Raw genomic sequence first — 22104 nt, forward strand, 5'->3', positions numbered from 1 at the left:
TCTACCGAGGGTCGCCGCCATGCCGCGCAACCTCTGCCTCACCCGCCAGTGCTTCGGCCTGGTCACCCGTATTGAATGTTCCATTCGCCCGCTCGCGGGGGATAACGGAATGTGGACCTTGTTGTTTGCCGCCGGAATGACTGGCGAGCAGCCTTCCACCATTAAGTCCCAAGGCCCGTTTCATGGGCCTTTTGTGGCAGAAACCATTCTGCAGTCGATCGTCGATAGCCTGACTTTGTACGGCTATGAGGTGGCGGCTGACCCGCAGATCTGGTGCCTGCATATGCAGGCCCATCTGCGGCAGCTCAATGGTGGACATGAACGGCTCGCCCTGTGACGACCGGTCATTTGTTCTCAGGCTTGTCCAGCTTGACCTCGAAACCGTACTGCACGGTGCTCAGGTCGGTGCGCTGGTAGCTTTCAAACGCCGTTGGCCGGCCGTAGAAATAATGCACGTCAAACAATGCCGTGCCGTATTCCTCGGCGCGGTGGCTGACGCCGAGGATTTCCTTGAGGTAGTTGCCGCTGGCGTCCTTGGCGTAGAAGCGCCAGCTGTCGGCGGGGAATTCCTTTTGGTCGACGATCAGCGCGTTGTCCTTGAGTGACAAACCCTTGGGCAGCTTGGCCGCATCGATGTCGCCTTTCTCGATAGTCGCCAGGAACAGCGGGATCGAACCCACCACAAATGCCGGGTTTTCCGGGAACAGGTTGAGGTCGTAGGTGAGGGTGCCGCGCGCCGGGTTCAATTCATACGCCTCGGTGGGCAACTCGATGGGCTCGCCACGTTCACCTTTTTCGTCGGCGGTGAAGAACGTCACCGGCGATTCGCTGCTGTTGCGCTCGCTGCCCACCAGGTCGTCATTGAAGGTGAACGGGTGGTCGAACACGATATGGGCGGCGCTGGCGTCTTCGACGGACTGGCTGATGGTGACGCTGTTCTTCAGTTGCTCCTCAGTCATCGTCGCGTCCTTGAGCCAGCTGGCGGCGCCGTCGTCATACACGGTGACCGGCATGGGCAAGGCTTGTACGGTCTTTTCCAGGCTGTTCTTGTCGAAGCGCAGCACCGGCAGGTCGAGATCCTTGCGGGTGACCGTGGCCGTGGAAAAATCCAGCACGTTGATCTGCAGGGTGTCGATCACGCCATTGAAATAGACCTTGGCGTAATGGCTGCTCTGCTTGTGTTCGAAGGCTTTCTGCTCATCGGTCAACTGCTTTTCAAAGGCATCTGACCAGGCTTTCTGTTTTTGCATCTCCGCCAGTTGCTTCTCGTAGAACTCGACTTGCGCAGCACTTTCGTTGATCGAGCCCGAACGCGTGAGGAATTGCCCGGTGCTGTCCCGCGCCTGCACCAGCAAGGGGTTAGGCGATTCGTCACCGACTTCAGGTGCCAGCGGCTGGCTGTTGGTCAGCTCGATTTCGGCGTAGTTCTTTTCCAGAAGCAGCAGGTTGACGGTGATGTTGCCGTCGGTGCGCTTATGGCCCACGTCCTTTTTCGACAGATCGAAGGTCAGCACTTTGCCCGGCGCGATCACTTCCACTGTGCCTTTGAGGCTGATGGGCTGCGGTTGGCTTTTGTTTTCCGTCTCGATGCCATCGATGAACGGGTAAGTCACCGTCAGGTCATCCGGGTTGGTCAGGTTGGAGCTGCTGGGGCTCAACTGGATGCCGGGATCGGTTTCCGACCATTCCGGCTGGAACGGCACGACCTTGTTGTTGCTCAAGGTGACGGACTGCCACTCCAGGCCATGGGGGAAGGGGAATTGGTCCGGGATGTTGAAGTTGAACGGGAATACCGGCTGCAAGTCCGTCAGGTAGTCGGAGTGTGAGTTTTTGCGCAGTACGAATAAGCCATTGATGTAGGTGTCCACCAGCCCCTGGGGTGTAGGGTAATGCTTGAGCAGGGCGAGGGTATCTTCGCCGTATTCGGCTTCGACGGGCTTGGTGGCGAGCTTGACCCGCGCCCGTTCCAGCAACAGCAGCGAACCGCCGAGGTCGGCCACCGCATCCCGCAGCTTGGGGTCCTGGATGCTGTCGAGGGATTGTTCGAACGTTGCGGTTTTCTCTTCGAGGGTGGTGTGTTTCTGCTCATCGCTTGGGGAACAGCCGCCGGCCAGCAGCAATGCCGCGCACAGGCCGAGGCTGGCCAAAGGGGATCGCACATCCATCATCTGAGTTTCTTCCTGTCCGACGTCATTGAGCCGAGTTGATGGGCTCGACACTAGCAGAAAAATTCTCTTACAGAAGCCGCCTGGGTCAGTTTTCTCGTGGTTACAGGTGTCTTATAGCGGCTGGTATACTCGCCGCCATTTCTAGCCATGCTGTGTGAGATCCAATGGAACGCTTTATCGAAAATGCTATGTACGCCTCGCGCTGGCTGCTGGCGCCGATCTATTTCGGCTTGTCCCTCGGGTTGCTGGCGCTGGCGCTGAAATTCTTCCAGGAAGTGATTCACCTGCTGCCGAGCGTGTTCTCGATGGCCGAGTCGGAACTGATCCTGGTGCTGCTGTCGTTGATCGACATGGCCCTGGTCGGCGGCTTGCTGGTGATGGTGATGATTTCCGGCTACGAGAACTTCGTCTCGCAGCTGGATATCGATGAAAGCAAGGAAAAGCTCAACTGGCTGGGCACCATGGACTCTTCGTCGTTGAAGATGAAAGTGGCGGCCTCCATCGTGGCGATTTCCTCCATCCACTTGCTGCGCATCTTCATGGACGCCAAGAACGTCGATCCACAACACTTGATGTGGTACGTGATCATCCACATGACCTTCGTGATCTCGGCGTTCGCCATGGGTTACCTGGACAAGGTCACCAAGCACTGATGCCCCACGCCGGCCTTACTGCTCGATGAAGTAGTAGGGCTGGCGGTTGATTGCCATCTCCTTGATCACCGTGACCTTGGTGGTCAACTCGTTGGTATGGTCCAGCAGCGCAATGTTGCCGGGCTTGGCCGCGAGGTAGCTGTGCAGTTCGGTTTCTGTCTGCAGGATTGGCAGGTAGGCCTGGGTGTAGAACACGCTGGCCCCGGCGATTCTCTCGTTAGGCTGAAATAACACCACTTCCCTGCCTTCGGCTTGCAGTGCCTGGATCTGACTGATCAGCGGCACAAATGACTGGCGCACGTCGGCTTTGGGCGCGAACCAGAAAGCAGCGATCAGGTAGCACGCCACTGCCAGGGTGAAAACGCCGCCAATCACGCGGCGGTGATAGGTGTACAAGGCCGGCTTGTGATCCTTCAGCCATTCCAGCAGCACCCGCACATATTCTGCGGCCAGTACGGCGGCGGCTGGGGTCAGGGCCATCAAGTAAACCGTGCGCTTGCTTGAGGCCAGCGTCAGCAGGGTGAACTGCGCCACCAGCCATACGCTGAAAAACAGGCGATAGCGGTTACGCACCAGGCTTTTACGGAAATGCCACAGGCCCAGGTACACCAGGATGTTCCACGGCAGGAAAGCCTCGGGCAGTTTGGCGATGTAGTAGTAGAACGGTTCGTAATGCCCAGCCTCGACAAACGAGCCGCTGAAGCGCCCGACGCTGTTGGTCCACAGCACTTCGCCCACGGCCTGCATCCCGCCGCGCTGGAACAGGAAGCCCAGCCAGATCATCAGCGGCACCAATGCCAGCAGGGTGAACAGCGCCGGCTTGAGCCAGTCGGCCAGGCGCAGGCGCTTGTCCATCAGGCTGGTGCTGGCCAGGTACACAAAGATCACGATGCCCGGCATCGCCAGGCCCAGCACGCCTTTGCTCAAGGTGGCGATCACCATGCCGGCGGTAAACAACGCCCAGGCCCACGTTGTGGAGCCTTGGCGCTCGGACTCAGGCCGCATCGCCTGGTAGAACGCCAGCAGTGCAGTGGTCACGCCCAGGCTGAGCAGTGAGTCTTCCCCCACGCCGCGCACATTGCTCCAGTAGCTGGCCATGGTCGCCAGGATCAGTGCCGCGCTGAAGGCCAGTGTCTTCGGGCGCCCGAACCTGCGCAGCATTGCGTAGAGCAGCATCACGCTGAACAGACCGGCAAATGCCGAGGCCAGGCGTACGGCCCCAGGCGTGCCGCCAAACAGGCGAATCGCTCCGGCGTCCAGCCACAGGCTCAGGGGCGGTTTTTCCAGGAAGGGTTCACGAAACAGCTGCGGCACGACCCAGTTATTGTCCAAGTGCATGGCCATGGCGATCCCCGCCACGCGGGCCTCGGTGGAGCCTTGCAGTTCATGGTTTCCCAGGGCAAAGAAGAACAACAGACCAGCAAGCAGGAGCAGCAGGGGAACGGGACGCGTCATGGAGTCTGGCTACCGAGACAGGAGGCCGTTCGGGGGAACGGCACGCAATCGGTGAGTATAGGGAGACGATTCTTAATATTTCATGAATGAGAGTGGGGTTATGTCGTTGGGCCAGGAGGTTGACGTCCCCCTGGCTTCGCGTGAGGCATTACGAGGCTTTGACTTTGAAGCGGCTCAGGCCCTGTTGCATGGAGTTGGCCCGTTCCGACAGGTTCTTGGCCGCCTCCGCGCATTGTTGGGAGTTTGCTTGATTCTGCTGGGTGACTTCGTCGATCTGCTCCAGGCCGATGCTTGCCTGTTGCAGGCCGGAAGCCTGCTCACTGGAGGCTTGGTAGATCAACGACACCAGGCTGGAAACCGTGCTGGTGCCGGTGACGATATTTCTCAACGAGTCGGCTGTACGGCCGGCGATGATCATGCCGCGTTGCGTCTTGGTCGAAGAATCGGCAATCAGCGCGGCGGTTTGCTGAGCGGCTTCGGCGCTGCGGGCGGCGAGGCTCCTGACTTCGTCGGCGACCACCGCAAAACCACGACCCAGTTCGCCGGCACGTGCCGCCTCGATGGCCGCGTTCAGCGCCAGCAGGTTGGTTTGAGCGGCGATATTGTCGATGGTGGTGATAATGGCCGTGATGTCTTTGCCGGAGTTGTCGATTTCCGCCATGGCCGCGATCAATTCGCTCATCAACTTGTCACTTTCCCCGGCGTCGGCGCGCGAAGCCTGGGATTGCTCGTCGGCCTTTTTCGCATTGGCGGCGTTGTCGGTAGTCTGGGCTGCCATCTGGGTCATCACCGCGCTGATTTCGGTGATGGAGGATGCAGAGTTCGACGCGCCGTCGGACAGCGACTGGCTCAACTCGGTGACCTGCGCAGAGCTGCCGGTGATTTGCGTGGCGCTGGCCTGCACCTGGGAAATCAGGGTGTTGAGGTTGCCGACCATTTTTTCCAACGACTTGCCCAGGGTGTCGTTGGGCGAGGACAGGCGTACTTCCAGATCCAGGTCCCCTTCGGAAATGCGCTCGGCCACGCGTACCTGGCGTTGCAGGCTTTCCGACATATCGTTCAAGGCAAAGGACAATTGGCCGACTTCATCTTCAGACTTTTGCACCAGCCGACGAGAGAAATCACCCAGGCTGATGTTGGCGGCCAGGGCGGCGGCTTCACGAATCGGGCCGACGATTTTCGCTGTGGCAAACCACAACGCCAGCAATGCCAGCAACGAGATGCCCACGCCGACCGAGACCTGCCAGATGCTGCTCCTGACGCCACGTGACTGCAGTTCCTGCTCCAGGGCCATGGCCTGGCTCATGACCACGGCCTTGGGCAGATGGATCACGATCGCCCAGGGCTTGCCGGTGCGACCCAGGTTGATCGGCATCTGCACTTCGATTTCCTGGGAGTCCTGGTTGAACCGGCTGTCTCCCTGGCCCTTCTGCACATTGGCCAGCACTTTTTCCCATGTGCCGGGCAACAAGGCTTTCAGTGACTGACCGATGAGTTCCGGGCGTTTGCTGTCGGCCACCACCAGCCCTTGATTGCTCAGGATCGCCACGGAGCCTTTGCCGCCATACAGGTCGGCGGACATTTGTTCGCTGAGCTTCTGGATAAACGAGATGTCGAAGTCAGCACCGACGACGCCGTAGAACTTGCCATTGGCGGTGATAGGTACCGACAGCGTGGTCAGCCATACATTTTTGCCTTGCACCACATAGGGAAGTGGGTCCAGTACGCTTTCTTTCTGGGTGTCCCGAGGGCCGGAGTACCAGCCGCCCTTCAGCACGCCATTGGGGTGGCGGGCATCGGAGTCGTACTCAACCAGCGGTTGCACGGCGATATGGCCATCTGAGCTGCGTGTCCAGTAGGGGGTGAAGCGGCCCGTCAACGGGTTGTTACCGCCCTCATTGATACGAAAAGCTTGATCCTGGCCGTCGAGCGCATCCGGCTCCCAGCATGAATACGTGCCGTTGAAGTCGGGGTTGTCCTTGAGCACGCTGAGCAGCATCGTGTTGATCTGCTCACGGCCCAGGGTCAGCGGGCTCTGGGCACTTTTACTCGCGCCCAGCGTATTGGCCATTGTGCGTGCCGAGTCCAAGGCGTTCTGCAGTTTTGCCTGGATGGCATTGGCACGCGACTCGGCCAGGTTTTGCACTTCGCGGATGGTGGCGCTTTCAATCAGGGTTGAAACTTCAGTGCCTACATAGGCCTGGTTGGCGTTCGAGGAGTACAAGCCATATGACACCAAACTCGCACATGAGATAAACAGGCAGAGTCCGGCGGTGAAGCAAATTCGAGTCTGCAATGAGTTGAATTTCATGATATTTCCTGCCCACGCTAATAGTTACCAACATAAACGGATGTTGGCATTCCAATGTCTTTTTGCACGCGAGGCTTATTGTTTGGTCGTCGGCTGTTTAGGCATAGGCATGCTGTACAGCACTGGGCATTACTTAACGCTTTTCGGGCATATCTTCATCGAGCCATAAACGTTCGGTATTTTTAAAACCGTAACGCTGGGGTGGTACTCGCGCAACAATTCGGTCGGGTTGTGCGGGATCACTCAGGTCAATTGTTTTCGGCGTTACATAGATATTTAGAACGGGCAGGAAAAACACTTTTATTTTTGGCGTCAATAATGAGTCGGGATGTTGTTCTATCACTACACCGATACTGCCACTTTTCAATTGAACGATAGAGCCGACTGGGTAAATACCCACGGACTTTAAAAACGCGCGGAACACCTCGTCATCAAAATGCCCGGCCCATGTGGACATTTGCTGGATGGCGACGGCGGGGTCCCAGCCCTGGTTGTAGGGACGGTCCGAGGTGATTGCGTCGTAGACATCGCACACCGCAGCCATTCGGGCCGCGAGGCTGATCTGGTCCCCCGCCAATTGATGGGGGTATCCGCTGCCGTCGACTTTTTCGTGGTGATGCAGGCACACATCCACCACCATCTCGCACATCTGCGAGGCTGCCAGCAGGGTTTTTTCCCCCTCCAGTGGGTGGGTGCGCACCAGTTGCCATTCGTCACTGCTCAACCGTCCAGGCTTGTTGAGGATGGCGCCCGGTATGGTCATTTTGCCGATGTCGTGCAGCAGTCCGGCCATCCCGACGCGTCGAATCAGTGCGGTGGACAGGCCCAATTGATTACCCAAGGCAATCATCAGCGCACACACGGCGACCGAATGCATGTAGGTGTAGTCGTCGACGCTTTTCAGGCGTGCCAGGCTGATAAAGGCATTGGGATGGCGGGCGATCGAGCTCGAAATGTCGTCCACCAGGGCACTGATGTGTTCAAGCTCCAGGGCCCGGCCCATACGGGCATGGCCGAACATTTCGATAACGGCGGTCTTGGCGCGGCTACAGATTTCCTGTGCGGCGAGCAACTCGTCCTGCATGGATGTGGGGATGGCTGGCACAGCCGTTGGTGCGGGGGCGGGCGGCTGAGCGCCGCAGCCCAAGGCGCACGGCCCCTCTGACGGTGCGCTGTCCCGCCAGAATGGCTTTGCCTCGCCGTGAGGCGCCTGAAGGTTGAGTTCATTGCACTTCAACATGGTATGCCCTCTGTTGATGTTCTTTTTATGCGTTTCTTATCAGCCTCCTTGGCTTGAGCAAGTTCGTTTTGCCTTTCAGACAGTGTTTGCGGCCTTGATACGTGCGACTACGCGGCCTGCCAGGTCATCCGGGCGAAACTTCGCCAGGAAGTCATCGGCTCCGACCTTCTTGACCATGGCCTGGTTGAAACCGCCCGACAGGGAGGTGTGCAGCACGATATGCAACTTGGCCATGCGCGGGTCGCTGCGTATTTCGGCGGTCAGGGTATAGCCGTCCATTTCCGGCATTTCGATGTCTGAAATCATCATCAGGAACTCCTCGTCGGGATTGCGCCCCTCGTCGAGCATGGCCCGAAGGTAATCCAGCGCCTGGCGCCCATCGTTCAACGCGACCACCTCGACGCCCACCGTCTCCAGGCAGCGGGTCACCTGTTTACGCGCCACCATCGAGTCATCCACGGTCAGCACACGCAGGTGCCTGGCCTGTTGGGTGACCGCGTCGTCCACCACGCCAATGGATATTTCTTCGGACGAGGGCGAGATTTCCGTCAGTACCTTTTCCACATCAATGATTTCGACCAGACGATCATCGGCACGGGTAACGGCCGTCAGGTAATTGTTGTCACCGCTGCCCTTGGGGGGCGGATGAATGTCTTCCCAGTTCAAATTGACGATGTGTTCAACCGCATGGACGAGGAAACCTTGAACGCGGTTGTTGTACTCCGTAAGTATAATAAAAGCGCTTTCTTTATCGGTGATGCCGGGCAGTCCTGTTGCCATCGCGAGGTCTAGAATAGGGATACAAGCGCCGCGTATATTGGCAACGCCACAAATGTTGTTATTAGACTTTGGTAGTATGGATAACTTGGGGCAGCGGATAACTTCCCGCACTTTAAAGACGTTGATCCCGTATAGCTGTTGATCGTTGAAGCGGAATAGCAATAATTCCAGCCTGTTCTGGCCGACCAATTGCGTACGGCTGTTAACGGATGCCATTACTCCTGCCATACACACCCCTTGATTCTGGTTGGAATAGCATTGATGCCTTAATGACACTAGCATATGTAAGGGGATGTAAAATATATGTGAAATAAAAATAATCGCAGGGTTTATCGTTAAAGCGATAGCGATGCGGATGATGAGCTATTCAAGTGGATGGTTGAAAGTCGTTAGTTGGCTAACTTGCTACTTTAAGTGTTGAGAATGATTAAGATTGGAAGCCCGTTTGCGTGCCCTGGGTGAGTACCATCACTCGCTCGACCAACCGTTCACCCAGCACGATCAAGTGTTGGGTGGCCAGTAGCTTGTGACGGTTGGCGCCTTCGAGCTCGAAGGCCAGATCGGTGGTCATGGCGTTGAGTGAGGCGAGGGTTTCGCTGGCCTGGATCAGCAGAGTTTCGGGGGATATGTTGCGCGGATGGCCGCCCAGGCCCGGCAGTTGCTGACGAACCATGCGCTGGGCGATTAGATTTTCAGGGCGTTGGCCAGGCGCAACGTGGCGGCTTCGATTTCATGTGCGGTCAGGGAGGAGTAGCCCAGCAGCCAGCCCTGTTGCTTCGGGTCGCCCACGTACAAGCCGCTGAGGCCGGACAGTTGTACGCCAGCAGCGGCGGCCTGGCGGATGGTTTTTTCCTCGGACCATCCGGCCTTCAGCAAGCAGGGGATTTGCAATCCGCCCGGCGGCAGTTCGGCGGTGACCACCGTGCTCAAGTACTTGCCGATCGCGTCGTGCATGCTCGACCGGCGTCCGGCATAGAGCTTGCGCATGGCCCGGACATGCGCGTTGTAATGGCCGTCCTCCATAAAACGCGCCAGCGTCAGTTGCAGCGTTTGCGGCGTGTGGCCGTCCATCATGCTGCGCGCATAGGCAAAGGGCTTGACCAGTTCGGGGGGCAGCACCATGTACCCCATGCGCAGGCCGGGGTAGAGCGTCTTGCTGAATGTGCCGATGTAGAGCGTGCGCTGATACTTGTCCAGGCCTTGCACACACGCCGTGGGTTGCCCGTCGTAATGGAACTCGCTGTCGTAGTCATCTTCGATGATCCACTTGCCTTTCTGTGCCGCCCAATTGATCAACTCAAGACGCCGCTCCAGCGGCAACGTCACGCCGGTGGGGTATTGGTGCGAGGGCGTGACATACACGCAATTGGCGCCGCTGCGGTCGGCGTACAGCAGGTCGGTGCGGATGCCGCGTTCATCGACATCAATGGGCAGCACCTTGGTTTCGGCGATTTCGAAGGCCTTGCGGGCGCCGTAATAGCCGGGGTTTTCCAGCAGAATCGGCTTGCCGGCGTCCACCAGCAACTGCGCGCACAAGTACAAGGCCTGACGCGTACTGCTCAAGACCAGTACCTGGTCGGGGGAGCATTTGGCGCCGCGTTCGAGGTTCAGGTAGGTGGCAATCGCCTTGCGCAGGGGCTCGACCCCTTGTGGGTCGCCATGCAGCAGCACGCTGGCGCGATAGTCTTTCATGACCTGGCGCTGCAAGCGCTCCCAGACATCCATCGGGAAGCTGCGGGTTTCCGGCAGGCCGGTGGCGAATGCCTTGATGACTTGCTGATCGCGCACGCCGCCGGTGTCGAAGATCATCCGTCCGCGTTGGCTGAGTGCAGCGCCCGGTGCGGCGACACTGCTCCTGACTTCCTGAGCCCTCAGACGTCGACGACCGGCACCGCGCAATTCGACGCCCAGCGTGTCGCAGACATAACTGCCAGCCCCTTCGCGGCGCACGATAAACCCGTCCCGATGCAACTGCACATAGGCGTTCTCAACAGTGTCGCGGGCGCAGCCCAGTGACTTGGACAGCACCCGCGTGGCGGGCAGTTTCAGGCCGGGGCCGAGGGCGCCGTCGAGAATCAGGGCACGCAACGCACGTTGGATCCGCTGGTGCAGATCCAGCAACTGAAACTCCGCGTCGTTGAGGCGCATCTTCAGGGTTTCCAGCTCGAAGGCCTTTGCCATGTGGTCTGCTCTCTTTCCATGAAATGGCAGGTAAGGGCAGGCCAGCTTATCCGTAGACTCTGGCCCTCGCCACCCCAGGCTTTACCTCGTTGATCAGGCTTGTTTGCGCGCGAGCATCGCTGAGCCGACCGCGCAACGTGGTCTGGTCTTCTACGGTGCAGCGTCGGGGGTAAAGCCTGCCATTCAACGGCTATAAATGACCGCTTACCCATGGACGGATGCGACGTCCCGCAAGGAGCCAAGACCTATGTCATCTACTCGATCCCCTTCGTCCGTTGGGCTGCGGGACCTGCTGCATCCGGTGGTTGCCGGACTGATCTCGGTGATCGTCAATTACGGCGGCACCTTCATCCTGGTGTTTCAGGCCGCCAAGGTCGCAGGACTCAGCCCTGAATTGACGGCGTCGTGGGTGTGGTCTGTGTCGATCGGGGTCGGTGTGACCGGGTTGTTCCTCAGCTGGGTGAGCCGCGAGCCGATCATCACCGCCTGGTCGACCCCGGCGGCGGCGTTTTTGATCGTCGCTTTGGCGACCACACCCTACGCCGAGGCCATTGGGGCATACATGATTTCGGCGGCAGCGTTCGTGCTGCTGGGGGTGTCCGGTTACTTTGAAAAAGCCGTTCGCCTGATCCCGCCGGGTGTGGCTGCGGGCTTGTTGGGCGGCATCCTGCTGCAGTTCGGCATCGGTGCGTTCGCCAGCATGAGCGTCGACCCGCTATTGGTCGGGGTGTTGATCGGCGCCTACATCCTGTTCAAGCGCTTGAGTGCGCGCTACGCGGTGGTCGGCATACTGGTGCTGGGGCTTGGTTTTCTGCTGATGCAGGGGCGCGTGGACTTCACGGGGCTGGCGCTGGAGTTTGCGGCCCCGGTGTTCACACGCCCTGAGTTCTCGGTCAATGCGTTGTTGAGCGTGGCGTTGCCGCTGTTTCTGATCACCCTCACGGGGCAGTACATGCCGGGCATGCTGGTGCTGCGCAATGATGGCTTCAACACCAGTGCCAACCCGATCCTCAGTGTGACCGGGCTGGGTTCTTTGCTGATGGCGCCGTTCGGTTCCCATGCCTTCAACCTCGCGGCAATCACGGCCGCCATCTGCACGGGCAAGGAAGCGTCTGAAGACCCGTCCAAGCGCTGGATCGCAGGCGTGGCCGCGGGCATCTTCTACATCCTCGTGGGGATCTTCGGCGTGACCCTGGCGGCGGTGTTCATGGCCTTCCCGGCGACCTTCATCACCACCCTGGCCGGGCTGGCCCTGCTGGGCACACTCGGCATGAGTGTGGCCAACGCGATGGCGGACGTGAGATCGCGGGAAGCGTCGCTGATTACCTTTCTGGCCTGCGCGGCCAATATCACCCTGCTGGGCATCGGCGGAGCGTTCTGGGGCCTGGTCATCGGCCTTGCGGCCTACTCGGTGCTCAATGGGCAGTGGCCGCGTCGGGAAAAGACGGCTGTGCCACAGGCCGACCGCTGATGCTTGCCCCTGTCATCCGCCGCTTGAATTCTTGACCAAGGACACTTTGCCCATGTACGACTCGACGCTGACCCTCAACGCTTTCGACCCTGAGCTGTATGAATCGATTCACAACGAAGAGCATCGCCAGGAAGACCATATCGAGCTGATCGCCTCGGAAAACTATGCCAGCCCGCTGGTGATGAAAACCCAGAGCACGGTGCTCACCAACAAGTACGCCGAAGGCTACCCCGGCAAGCGCTATTACAGCGGCTGCGAATACGTCGATGTGGCTGAGCGGATGGCCATCAAGCGGGTCAAGGCCCTGTTCGACTGCGACTACGCCAACGTGCAACCCCATGCTGGCGCACAGGCCAACGCGGCGGTCTTCCTGGCACTGATCAACCCCGGTGACACGGTGATGGGCATGAACCTGGCCCAGGGCGGTCACCTGACCCACGGCAACCCGGCCAACTTTTCGGGGCGTCACTACACCATCGTGCCTTACGGACTGGACCCCAAAACCGGCTTTCTTGACTACGACGAGATGGAGCGCATCGCCCTGCAGACACGCCCCAAAATGTTGATCGGTGGTTTTTCCGCGTATTCGCGCTACAAGGACTGGGCACGCATGCGCAGCATTGCCGACAAGGTCGGGGCTATCTTCTGGGTCGATATGGCCCACGTCGCCGGGCTGGTCGCCGCGGGACAATACCCGGACCCGCTTCCCCATGCCCATGTGGTCACCAGCACCACGCACAAAACCCTGCGCGGGCCACGCGGCGGTTTGATTTTGTCCAAGGGACAGGATGAAGCCTTCTACAAGAAGCTCGATTCCGCTGTATTTCCGGGCGTGCAGGGCGGGCCGTTGATGCACCAGATCGCGGCCAAGGCCGTGGCGTTCAAGGAAGCGCTCGCGCCGGAGTTCAGCCTCTACCAGGCCCAGGTGGTCATCAACGCCCGGGCCATGGCCGGGGTGTTGCAAGAGCGCGGGTACAAAATCGTCTCGGGCGGCACCGACAACCACATGATGCTGATCGACCTGTCCGACAAGCCCTACACCGGCAAAGAAGCCGACGCCGCCCTGAGCAGTGCCTACATCACCGCCAACAAAAACTCGGTGCCAAATGACCCACGCTCACCGTTTGTGACCTCCGGCCTTCGCATCGGCACCCCAGCGGTGACCACCCGCGGGTTGGGTGTGGAGGCCTGCCAGCAAGTGGCCGGCTGGTTGTGCGACGTACTGGACGCCTTGGAAAACGGTGACAGCGACAAGGTCGGACACCACGTGCGCGAACAGGCTGTTGCGCTGTGCCGTCGTTTTCCGGTTTATCGCTGAGTTTGGTTTGGTCGTTGCGCGCGTGTTATGCCGCAAGCGATTGCGGGCGTTATAGTGGGGGGAGGGTGGATTTTGGCAATGAAAAAGCCGTAAAACTTTGATTTATCTAGGATTTACGGCTTTTTTTGGCCTTCGTGGGAATGCGAATTGGTGGGCCGGGGTAATCTGAAAGGATTATCTATCTAATTGAAATATAAGTTAAAAATTCGGTTTGATATTTGATTGGAATACATTTTGGAATACCGAGTGACTGGATTTGAGCTCAGGGGGCCGTGGCGCTCATTGTGGCTGATCTCGTGGTCTCTGCCGGTGGAGCGGTATTCAAACATCGGCGAGGTATAAGCCAGACTCAGCCTCCATCCTCACCAGGTTCTCAATGATTTGAGCGCGTTTCACGCCACGCGTCTCAGCTAGCGCATCAAGCTGAGCGATCACTGCTTTCGAGAGCATGACGTTGACCTGCTTCTTGTCTGCGGCGCGTTCGTCGAACTGCTTACGGCTCCATCGCTTCTTGATCTCTCGAATCATCGCCGCCCGTTCGTAACGGCCTACATCAGCCTGGTCGAAGAACATCAGCAGCTCTTGGTGGTTGCTGATTGGCGCTTGCCTGGATAGCGGGGACAGATGCTTCTTCTCAAGCCATTCCCAGGCGCAAACACAGCGCCTTTCGCTCTCCTTTTTATCGGCAAACCACTCGAACTCGATGTCCTTCGACTTGTGCCTACGCCAGTCCCGGTGAAGGTCATCGATCTGGGATGCCTTCTCAGCAATATCGACATCCCAAAGGTCGACCATGGCGATGAGGCGATCCCTGCCAGTGAGGTGGATTAGGTCGCGATGCAGGCGCAGGTTAGTCATCTGTTCGATCTCGCGGATCAGCCACCGGTGCTGCCGTTCATCCTCTTCGATCCAGTCCAGCTTTTCGTTTGGAAGTAGGAATCGGTCCTTCTGTCTAGGGATGCGGGACTGGAAGAACCTCTGGCTCCTCAGGGCCCTGGCTATCTCGTCACGCATGGTGAGGCCGTTGCAGGTTCTGAGATCAAGCCTGGCCTCTTTGTAGTAGTAGAGGAACAGCCACAACCAGATGTCGTGGCGATGGTTTTGATGAGGCTCTTGGAGGAGCTCGCTCAGCCTGTCCGCATCCTTATTGCGTGTGCGATTGTTGATTTCCATTTCATCTCATCCGGATCAAGGGGCGGCTATGGGGGCAAAATCTAGATGATTCTACATTGATTCTATGGTTGTTCTAGATGGATTCTTGTTGATTTCTATAAGTATTCTACAGCGATTCTAGAATCATATTTTCTAGTTATCTCCAGATTTCATTGGGGTTTGTTGAGGTTATTGCAGGCTACAGAGTCTTTTTTTAGCTTTCCCTTGTGCAATAGGAGAGCTCAGGACGGGACGCCGCTACTGGAAGCATGGCTTTGCTAGCCACGCTCAGGCGGGCGAAAGTGCATCTGGGGGAAACTGATCTGATGTACAAACTCAAGCCGGATGTTCTGCTGGGCGTGGCGTGAGTCCGGGCGGTTTCTGAGTGAGGACGGGTAGTCACAAGGTGGGCTAGGGTCTGAGTCAGCGCTCGGGACCAGAGCGCTGTACGTATGTACGTACACAACTTGAAGGTGCACCGTAGGAGCGCCTGCGGATCAGTTCTTCAGTGTTTTTTTACCGGCTCTGCCAATCCTCTGAACGATTATGAGGAGCCCCGTTCATGAGGATCATCCGTCTGAAAGAAGTCATAGACTCGACAGGCCTTGCCCGGTCGACCATCTACAAATACATCGCGGAAGGCACCTTCCCGAAACCGGTGTCGCTGGGCGACCGCTGCGTCGGCTGGGTCGACAGCGAAGTGCATGACTGGATCCTGGCAAGGATCCAGGAGCGGGACTTGGCTGACGGGAGTGCGTTGCGCCCGACCAACCACTTAAGCGTGGCTAGCTAAAATGACCATCTGCGCCATGACCGGCTAAGGCTGGTCATGGCGCTTATGCCGCTGAAAAGCCCTGCGCTCTCAGCTAACTCTCCCAGGAGGAAACTCGGTGAATCACTCGGCAGGCTCGGCAATGTTGCTCCCCATTGCCTGGCCAGCCTGGGATGGCCGCTGTGGATTGGGTCGGGATCTAGTTATATAGCTCTAGGCTATCAATTTATAACAACACAATAGCCTTAGCTCTAATGGCAACACGAGATCTATTACCCGGCCTATGGGTTAGGTCACCAGTTAAAAAATACAAAACACGTACCTGGTATGCGAACCCCCAATCAGGTACACAACAATGACCAAGCGAAACACCAGCACCGTTCGATCTCAATCTGATACCGCTATCCGGATTGAGCGCCTCATAAACTCCATTCAGCGTACAGATAGCCAAGCCTTCCGAATCACATACTCGAAGCATGGTGATGAGCAGGTCAGTGAAACTAGGCTGTCAAAATACTTCGATGGGATCGTGCAGATGGTCGCGCTGTTCGATTGTGATGCGGAGTATCAGCGCAGCTGGCAATTAAGCCTTTTCCAGGAAGCCTGCCAGGCCGTTGGGGTTGAGCGCAGTCCCTTTGGCATTACCTGCTTGAACGAGAGTGAAACGCGCTATCTAAGCATCAGCGAGGCGCTGAACGAGCTGACCAAGAGCATCCGAGCTCTCCTCACCCAAAAGAGATTCAAACGCAGGGAACACGACCAGCGCTACCAAGCGATTCAGCAAGAGATCGAGGTCGGCCGCTACGTTGATGCCGTGCTTGATCGCTACGCCCGTACCTGCGTGGTCAGGGTTGATCTGTATTACCGAACTGAGGCCCAGGCTAGGTTGCGTGTGGAGCACGTATTCGACGACCTGAACCGCTTGATTGCTGAGCGTGAACGTAACCTGATTTTCGATCATGAAACCGGCTACATCTGCAGCGTTGAACAAGGCGAGGATCGTGGGTATCACATCCATGCTGCTTTCTTCTTCAACGGCGCTGAAGTGAGTGCCGACATCTACAGGGCACAGCGGATCGGAGAGCTGTGGCAGCGCATCACCCGTGGTCAGGGCTGCTTCAACAACTGCAACCTCGAAAAAGATAAACATCAAGACAGGCTAGGGATTGGCCTGATCCACAGGCGTGACCTGAGCGCGCGGGGTAACGTGCATTACGCCATGCGTTACCTGGTCAAGAATGATCAACATCTGCGGCTCAAGCCAGTAGGCGCTCGTTGCTTGCGTAAGGGGCTGGTAAGGAAGGTTTCCGGGAGGACTAATCGGTCCATTCCCCGGCGAGCGTAACTGATCAGGTAGGTTGAGGTTGATGGCTCAAGTTCGCGCTGGTGATCCGAAGGGTTGCCAGCGCGCAGGGTGCTAGCATGGTGCCTGTGGAGCCCTGGTCGACCGATGGTTTAAGCTCTGCTGCTGACGTGAGGCCAGACAGCAGCTTAAAAGGTAGCGGTTGATGATTGAGTGCGCCTCTCCCGGTGGCCTGAGCATTGGCTATTTAGGTGCCTTGTGAGAAAAACGAGGCGAGGCCGCCGCAAGGCGGTAATAGCATTTGCTTGGTGTCTAGGCAAAATGGCAGTACCCACAAGCGCAGGCCAGGTGACTTGGGAAGGTCAAATATTGCCAAGGGCTGGCTGAAGGTTTCTGTCTTAGGGTAGATCAGGATCACATCGCCGTCTCCGTCGAGATAGCTCTGGCCGTAAGCTTGCAATTGGTAGAAGTCGCTTTGATCTAGTCCGTACTTTTCCTTGCTATTGGCTTTCTTTGCGTCGATCAGCTTCCACTTGGTGTCGAGTACCAAGCGGTTGGTTTTGGCTGCCTGTACAAGTAGGTCAGGCTTGAGCTGAAACCAGTCCTGCTCCTTATGCCGGACAAGCCTTAGGCTGCGTGTTTGAAGGCGCAGGTCGAAGCCTGAGTTGAGTTGTCGGGCAAGATGTTTGGCGACAAAGGCTTCAAAGACCGCCTCCATCGGGAAGATCAGTGAGGGTGCGTGATGTTGTCCCGTGCCAGTGAGCGGTGACTCGTCCTGAAGAATCAGGCGCGCCCAGGCTAATGCTGCATCGTAATGCGCCATCCCGCGATCTGGCCGTACCCGCGCAAAATCCGTGTTGCTTTGGTCAGATGTAGGTACGTCAGCGAACACGAAACACAGCTCCCGTGCCAGTTGCTGGTTTGCCTGTGAGGCAGTCCATGTCAATGCGCGTCTGAGGGCTGCGTGCAGTAGGCGGTTTTCCGGTCGGTTGAGGGAGAACTCGTCGAACTCGGTATAGAACCGGTCACGGCGGCATAGGTTGAGGCGCAGGTGTTGTGCCATGTTTAGCTTGCCGCGTAGGGCAAACAGGTTGTCTTGTTGCGCAAGGTAATCGCTGCGTAGGCCGCGCTTTACGGTGTGATCCACTGCTCGCAGGAACTCGCCGATAAACACCTCCAACAGAGGCATGCGGCGGGCGAGCAATTGGGCGCTGCTGGTCTGAATGTGGCGGAAGCAGCCTAAGCAACGCAGCATCTCGATTAGTAGATGCCGTGCATTGTCTTCGCCATTCGCTTTGCCTAACTTGGGCAGCACTTCAATCTGGAAACCGTTGGGGCAGCGTATGACTCCAACAAAGCTTTTCACCTGAATGGCCTTTCGGCCGTGCCTTTGGGTAAGGCGCAGCCAGGCCGCTTCACCTGCTTCGGTGCTGCGTAATGCTTGGGCCTCCAGCCAGGCAAAAACTTCGGCAGAGACCTTGCGCAGCCCGAGTATATCGGGCGAGTTGGATGGGAAAGCCGCCAGAGTGTCGAACTCAAAGATCGTTATGCCCGCCATTTCGTTACCTGTCAGGTTGAGGCTGAGTAAATGCCTAGATAGGCGGCAGGCTCGCTATATGCCGAGGGCTGCGCTTGGTAACGACGCTTGGTGGCGTAGCTGTCAAGACCATGATCGTTGCCGAAAAGGGTGCTTAGATCCTGCTCGTGCGAATCGCTTTCCGTAATGAATTGGGCCGCTTCAGGTTTCTGGTTGTCGCCAAGCGCTAGCCGAATCTTGCGCCAATCCTCGAAGAAGTATTCTTCCAGCAAAGGGATGATGCGGTTCTTGAATATTTCGGCCAGTTTATTGAATCGGGCAGCCTCGTCGGTTACGTCGATCAGTGGAGTGAAATACGCGTGGCCGATGCAGTGGTCTCGGTCGTACAACGCCTCAATACGTTCATTAATGCGCTCCAGCATCAAGCGCACGTCGATGTCGCCGGCGTCGGTGGGAACTAAAAGTCCAGCCAGGGGGGCACTGTGGGGTTCGCTAGGCTCTTTCTCTGCACGGGTGTCGGGCAGCAGTGGTACGAAGTCGAATCGGCGACGAAGAGCTGTATCTAGTAATGCCAGCGAGCGATCAGCTGTGTTCATTGTGCCGATGATGTCCACGTTGGCGGGAACTGAAAATGGTTTTCCGGAGTATGCAAGGATGACCTCAGCCAGAGGTGGAGTACCATCAAGTTGGTCGCGCTTATCGGCTTCAATCAGCATGATCAGCTCACCAAATATCTTGCTGATATTGCCTCGGTTGATCTCATCAATGACCATCGCAAAACGCTTGTCTGGTGTGTTACGTGCCCGGCGGCAGAGCTCCTTGAAGGCTCCGTCCTTGATTATGTAGGCCACCTGACTTGCTTCGGCATCGTCTTCTTTGGCTTCGTCGGCCAAAACTGGCCGCAAGCCCTCAACAAATTCTTCATAGCCGTAGGATTGGTGGAAGGTAATGAAGCTGTAGCGCTGAACGGAGTCGCTAGCCTCTGGCCCTTGATTGAGCTTATCGACAAGTGCAAATAGATCCGAGCACGCCTCTTGCCAATCGCCCGCAAACTGCCACACCGAGCTCGCTGACTTTTCAAAAATGGCTGATCCAAGGCGGAGCCTCGTGTTGACAGTTGTCGACTCAATGATGGTGTGGTGTTGAAGGGTGCCCCAGAGGGTCTGCTTTATGCCGCTGGTGCGCCCTTTAGCATCTGCGATGGCTTGAATGAATGGATGTCCAGCCAGTTCGGGTACTTTGGCTTTGCCTCCCAGGTCATATAGTGCGGCGGCAGCACCTTCCCACCAGGTCAGAGCAGCAATCTTTTCAGCAATAATCTGGCTGCGCCATTCCTCTGTGCTGATCGAGGTTACCTGCTCCTGATAGTCGCGCTTTAGCAACTGCATCAGTGTGTAGGTTTTTCCAGTGCCAGGCGGCCCGTAGTAAATGCGGTTGGAGCAGATTGCGACGGGTTTGCTGGCCACATGCTGTACCTGAGAAATTGGAGGCAATGACTGAGTTGCGGAGGGGCTGATAACATCTTCGATGGGGTCACCAGCCAATGCTGCCAATTCGGCTAAATCTGTGCCGAAGAACGGCTTGAGCAAAGTGCTCTCGAACTCCGGCAGGTCGTGAGCAGGCACTTGCTTGAAGGTCGAGCGGTAGTTGGGCGTCCAGCCTTTCTGGCCGCCTTGGTAGCCACCGAGCTTGATGCTCCGCTTCAATACTCTGTAGCGGCGCTGAAGCCAGCCTTCACCCTTGGCGCAGGGGGCCGGATCAGAGATGAACTGGCCGACCAGAGGAAGACTTTCATTACCGTGGCACAAGTAGAATAGGCTGCCGATTGGCGCTTCCTGGAAACTCTCGCCCTGACCCTTAGCGGTATCACTGTGCATCACGCCTAATTCTTCCAGCAGGTACTGCTTGCGTTCTTTGGGGGAAAAGTCGTTTAGCCCGTGTGATAGCTTCCAGATTGCCAGATTCTTCTGACTCCATGCCTCCCATACCTGGCGCCCGAACTCCAGGATCCCAATGCCTTCAGGACGTTTGGCTAGTGTCATTTCCTGCAGCGAGGCCATGTTCTGGCTGGCGGTGCCGCCAACGAACATCGCCAGTGGCGCCCGTTTGAAAATGTCCACGATCATAGGCGCCTGCCGATTTTGGTAGTGAAAAGCGATCTTCCACTTGAAGGCCTCACCTAAATGCTCGAAGGCCTCAATGGCGTCCAGATCCCCTTTGGCGGCCCAGACCGATACCTGCGCTACGAAGCCGCGGACTTTTTCGAAGGCGGCTTCCGCCGATGTGCCCAGCGATGAGTACCAGCCGTGCGTTGTCGAGTAAGACAGTTTTACGTCGGAGCTCTTGTCTTCGATGTCTTTGCGCGAGTACACGCCGAATTTGAACGACGAACCGCCCCAGATACTGCCAAGTTCGTCGAGCCGCGATTCAATCCAGAAGGTGAAGCTGTCCTTCGAACCAGCTTGGCTGTACTCGTCCAGCGTCATAGTGGACAGTCTGGAGGCGGGCCAGACCGTTAGGAACTCATCCCACAGGGCGTATTCCTTTGGGATGCTATTCATCGTGTTCTCGCCTTACGTGTACGACTGCGAATGATCAAGTCATCGCTCGAGCCTTTTCGCGCGACCGAAAAGAAGCTGAAATTGGTAAATAGCCACATGTTGCTATCCCTCCCTGGTGGTGAGTCGAGGAGCGTGTTGCTCGAAGATTGCTCTAGGCTATTACGAATCAAAAAGATCTGTAAATGATGCTTTAATGATTTTTAATTGCGGCTGTTGTGATCGCAATTTATGCTGTTCTCGCTTTCACCACGACTAGCCCAATCATGACCACTGAAGCTCTATCGCAGCTAACACAAGCCCAACGCGACCGCTTGGCCTATCTGGAGTTACGTCTGCGATTCATTGGGAAGATTGGTCGGCACGACTTGATTGAGCGTTTCGGTATTCAAACGGCTGCCGCCACTCGCGATCTTGCTACTTATCGTGAGCTGGCAGGCAACAACCTGGCGTATGACCGCAGCAGCAAAATCTATACGCCGACCAACGAGTTTCGGCCGATCTTTACCTTCTCTGCTGACCGGGTACTGGCCTGGTTGGCAGAGGGGTTTGGGGATGGCGAGCCGGCAAACAGTGCACCGGGGATCTCCTGCGTGACGTCTGGGCGGCTTACCCAGCTTGATATGGACACGCTGGGTATGGTGACGCGCGCTATCTATCATCGCTGCCCTCTGCGAGTAGAGTACTACTCCCTGGCTAGCGGCAAGACCCAGAGAGAAATTGTTCCATTTGCCCTTATTGATACGGGTCTGCGTTGGCATGTGCGTGGCTACGACCGCAAGCGCGGTGCATTTCGGGACTTTGTGATCACCCGCATCAGGCGACCAAAACTGCTGATGGAGTTTCCTGTCGCTGAACACGAGCGTCCGGAGCAGGATGTCCAGTGGAGTCGGATCCTGGAGGTCGATCTGGTGCCTCACCCGGATCAACCGCATCCGGACATCACCGAGATGGACTATGGCATGAGCGGCGGGGTATTGCGTCTACGTCTGCGCGGCGCCACCGCCGGTTATGTACTGCGCAAATGGAGCGTCGACTGCTCGCCGGATCATCGGCTGCGTGATCCGGAATACCGCCTTTGGCTGAAAGACCCTCTATTACTCTATGGGGTTGAAACGGCGTTGCTGGCTCCAGGTTACAGTGCAGGGTGAGCAAGTAATTACACGCAAACAGTGATAAATCACCCTTGGCTCCGTTGCCTCTTA

At 57.4% G+C, this 22104-nt stretch carries 17 protein-coding genes; 7 read left to right on the forward strand and 10 right to left on the reverse strand.

The features are described 5' to 3' along the window. Positions 1-19 precede the first annotated feature (19 nt). Positions 20-337: a hypothetical protein gene (locus J1G35_RS18075; protein ID WP_053137877.1), complete on the forward strand. Its 318-nt coding sequence runs from the start codon at positions 20-22 to the stop codon at positions 335-337. Between the two features lie 7 nt (positions 338-344). Here the strand turns inward: J1G35_RS18075 and J1G35_RS18080 are convergent, their stop codons facing one another. Further along, complete coding sequence (locus J1G35_RS18080) at positions 345-2168, reverse strand: hypothetical protein (RefSeq protein WP_223015615.1); 1824 nt, start codon at positions 2166-2168, stop codon at positions 345-347. A gap of 164 nt (positions 2169-2332) precedes the next feature. On the opposite strand from J1G35_RS18080, the gene J1G35_RS18085 reads away from it, so the two are divergent. After that, the gene (locus J1G35_RS18085) at positions 2333-2821 is read left to right on the forward strand and encodes a TIGR00645 family protein (protein WP_016976786.1); all 489 of its coding nucleotides are present in this window, start codon (positions 2333-2335) and stop codon (positions 2819-2821) included. 15 nt (positions 2822-2836) lie between these two features. Here the strand turns inward: J1G35_RS18085 and J1G35_RS18090 are convergent, their stop codons facing one another. The 6 genes from J1G35_RS18090 to J1G35_RS18115 all read right to left on the reverse strand — a co-directional run bounded on the left by J1G35_RS18090 (position 2837) and on the right by J1G35_RS18115 (position 10788). After that, a complete protein-coding gene (locus J1G35_RS18090; protein WP_223015616.1) occupies positions 2837-4276 on the reverse strand; it encodes a phospholipid carrier-dependent glycosyltransferase in 1440 nt (479 codons plus the stop codon). Between the two features lie 148 nt (positions 4277-4424). Then, positions 4425-6587, reverse strand: a complete 2163-nt coding sequence (locus J1G35_RS18095) for a methyl-accepting chemotaxis protein (RefSeq protein ID WP_223015617.1) — start codon at positions 6585-6587, stop codon at positions 4425-4427. Between the two features lie 133 nt (positions 6588-6720). Then, complete coding sequence (locus J1G35_RS18100) at positions 6721-7827, reverse strand: HD-GYP domain-containing protein (protein ID WP_082341033.1); 1107 nt, start codon at positions 7825-7827, stop codon at positions 6721-6723. A 75-nt stretch (positions 7828-7902) separates the two neighbouring features. Continuing rightward, complete coding sequence (locus tag J1G35_RS18105) at positions 7903-8835, reverse strand: chemotaxis protein CheV (RefSeq protein ID WP_223015618.1); 933 nt, start codon at positions 8833-8835, stop codon at positions 7903-7905. 199 nt (positions 8836-9034) lie between these two features. Then, the gene (locus J1G35_RS18110; RefSeq protein WP_223015619.1) at positions 9035-9280 is read right to left on the reverse strand and encodes a DUF6124 family protein; all 246 of its coding nucleotides are present in this window, start codon (positions 9278-9280) and stop codon (positions 9035-9037) included. An 11-nt stretch (positions 9281-9291) separates the two neighbouring features. Then, positions 9292-10788 carry a PLP-dependent aminotransferase family protein gene (locus tag J1G35_RS18115; RefSeq protein WP_223015620.1) on the reverse strand — a complete coding sequence of 499 codons (1497 nt, stop codon included), beginning with the start codon at positions 10786-10788 and terminating at the stop codon, positions 9292-9294. Between the two features lie 247 nt (positions 10789-11035). Here J1G35_RS18115 and J1G35_RS18120 point away from each other — a divergent pair, with 247 nt between their 5' ends. Continuing rightward, a complete protein-coding gene (locus J1G35_RS18120) occupies positions 11036-12259 on the forward strand; it encodes a benzoate/H(+) symporter BenE family transporter (RefSeq protein WP_223015621.1) in 1224 nt (407 codons plus the stop codon). A 52-nt stretch (positions 12260-12311) separates the two neighbouring features. Further along, positions 12312-13577, forward strand: a complete 1266-nt coding sequence (gene glyA / locus J1G35_RS18125) for a serine hydroxymethyltransferase (protein WP_223015622.1) — start codon at positions 12312-12314, stop codon at positions 13575-13577. A 321-nt stretch (positions 13578-13898) separates the two neighbouring features. Here glyA and J1G35_RS18130 read toward each other — a convergent pair whose 3' ends face one another. After that, a complete protein-coding gene (locus J1G35_RS18130) occupies positions 13899-14750 on the reverse strand; it encodes a hypothetical protein (protein ID WP_223015623.1) in 852 nt (283 codons plus the stop codon). A gap of 541 nt (positions 14751-15291) precedes the next feature. On the opposite strand from J1G35_RS18130, the gene J1G35_RS18135 reads away from it, so the two are divergent. Next, positions 15292-15522, forward strand: coding sequence for an AlpA family transcriptional regulator (locus J1G35_RS18135; RefSeq protein WP_223015624.1), 231 nt, complete (start codon positions 15292-15294; stop codon positions 15520-15522). A 334-nt stretch (positions 15523-15856) separates the two neighbouring features. Beyond that, positions 15857-16846: an inovirus-type Gp2 protein gene (locus J1G35_RS18140; RefSeq protein ID WP_223015625.1), complete on the forward strand. Its 990-nt coding sequence runs from the start codon at positions 15857-15859 to the stop codon at positions 16844-16846. Between the two features lie 205 nt (positions 16847-17051). Here J1G35_RS18140 and J1G35_RS18145 read toward each other — a convergent pair whose 3' ends face one another. Together J1G35_RS18145 and J1G35_RS18150 are read right to left on the reverse strand one after the other, a co-directional pair. Next, complete coding sequence (locus J1G35_RS18145) at positions 17052-18362, reverse strand: McrC family protein (protein ID WP_223015626.1); 1311 nt, start codon at positions 18360-18362, stop codon at positions 17052-17054. A gap of 11 nt (positions 18363-18373) precedes the next feature. Then, positions 18374-20902 (reverse strand): AAA family ATPase, encoded by a 2529-nt coding sequence (locus J1G35_RS18150; protein WP_223015627.1) that lies wholly within the window; start codon positions 20900-20902, stop codon positions 18374-18376. Between the two features lie 263 nt (positions 20903-21165). Between J1G35_RS18150 and J1G35_RS18155 the strand changes: the two genes are divergently transcribed. Continuing rightward, positions 21166-22050 (forward strand): WYL domain-containing protein, encoded by an 885-nt coding sequence (locus J1G35_RS18155; RefSeq protein ID WP_223015628.1) that lies wholly within the window; start codon positions 21166-21168, stop codon positions 22048-22050. Positions 22051-22104: the final 54 nt, after the last annotated feature.

Source organism: Pseudomonas sp. SH10-3B (assembly GCF_019891415.1).
Lineage (GTDB): Bacteria > Pseudomonadota > Gammaproteobacteria > Pseudomonadales > Pseudomonadaceae > Aquipseudomonas.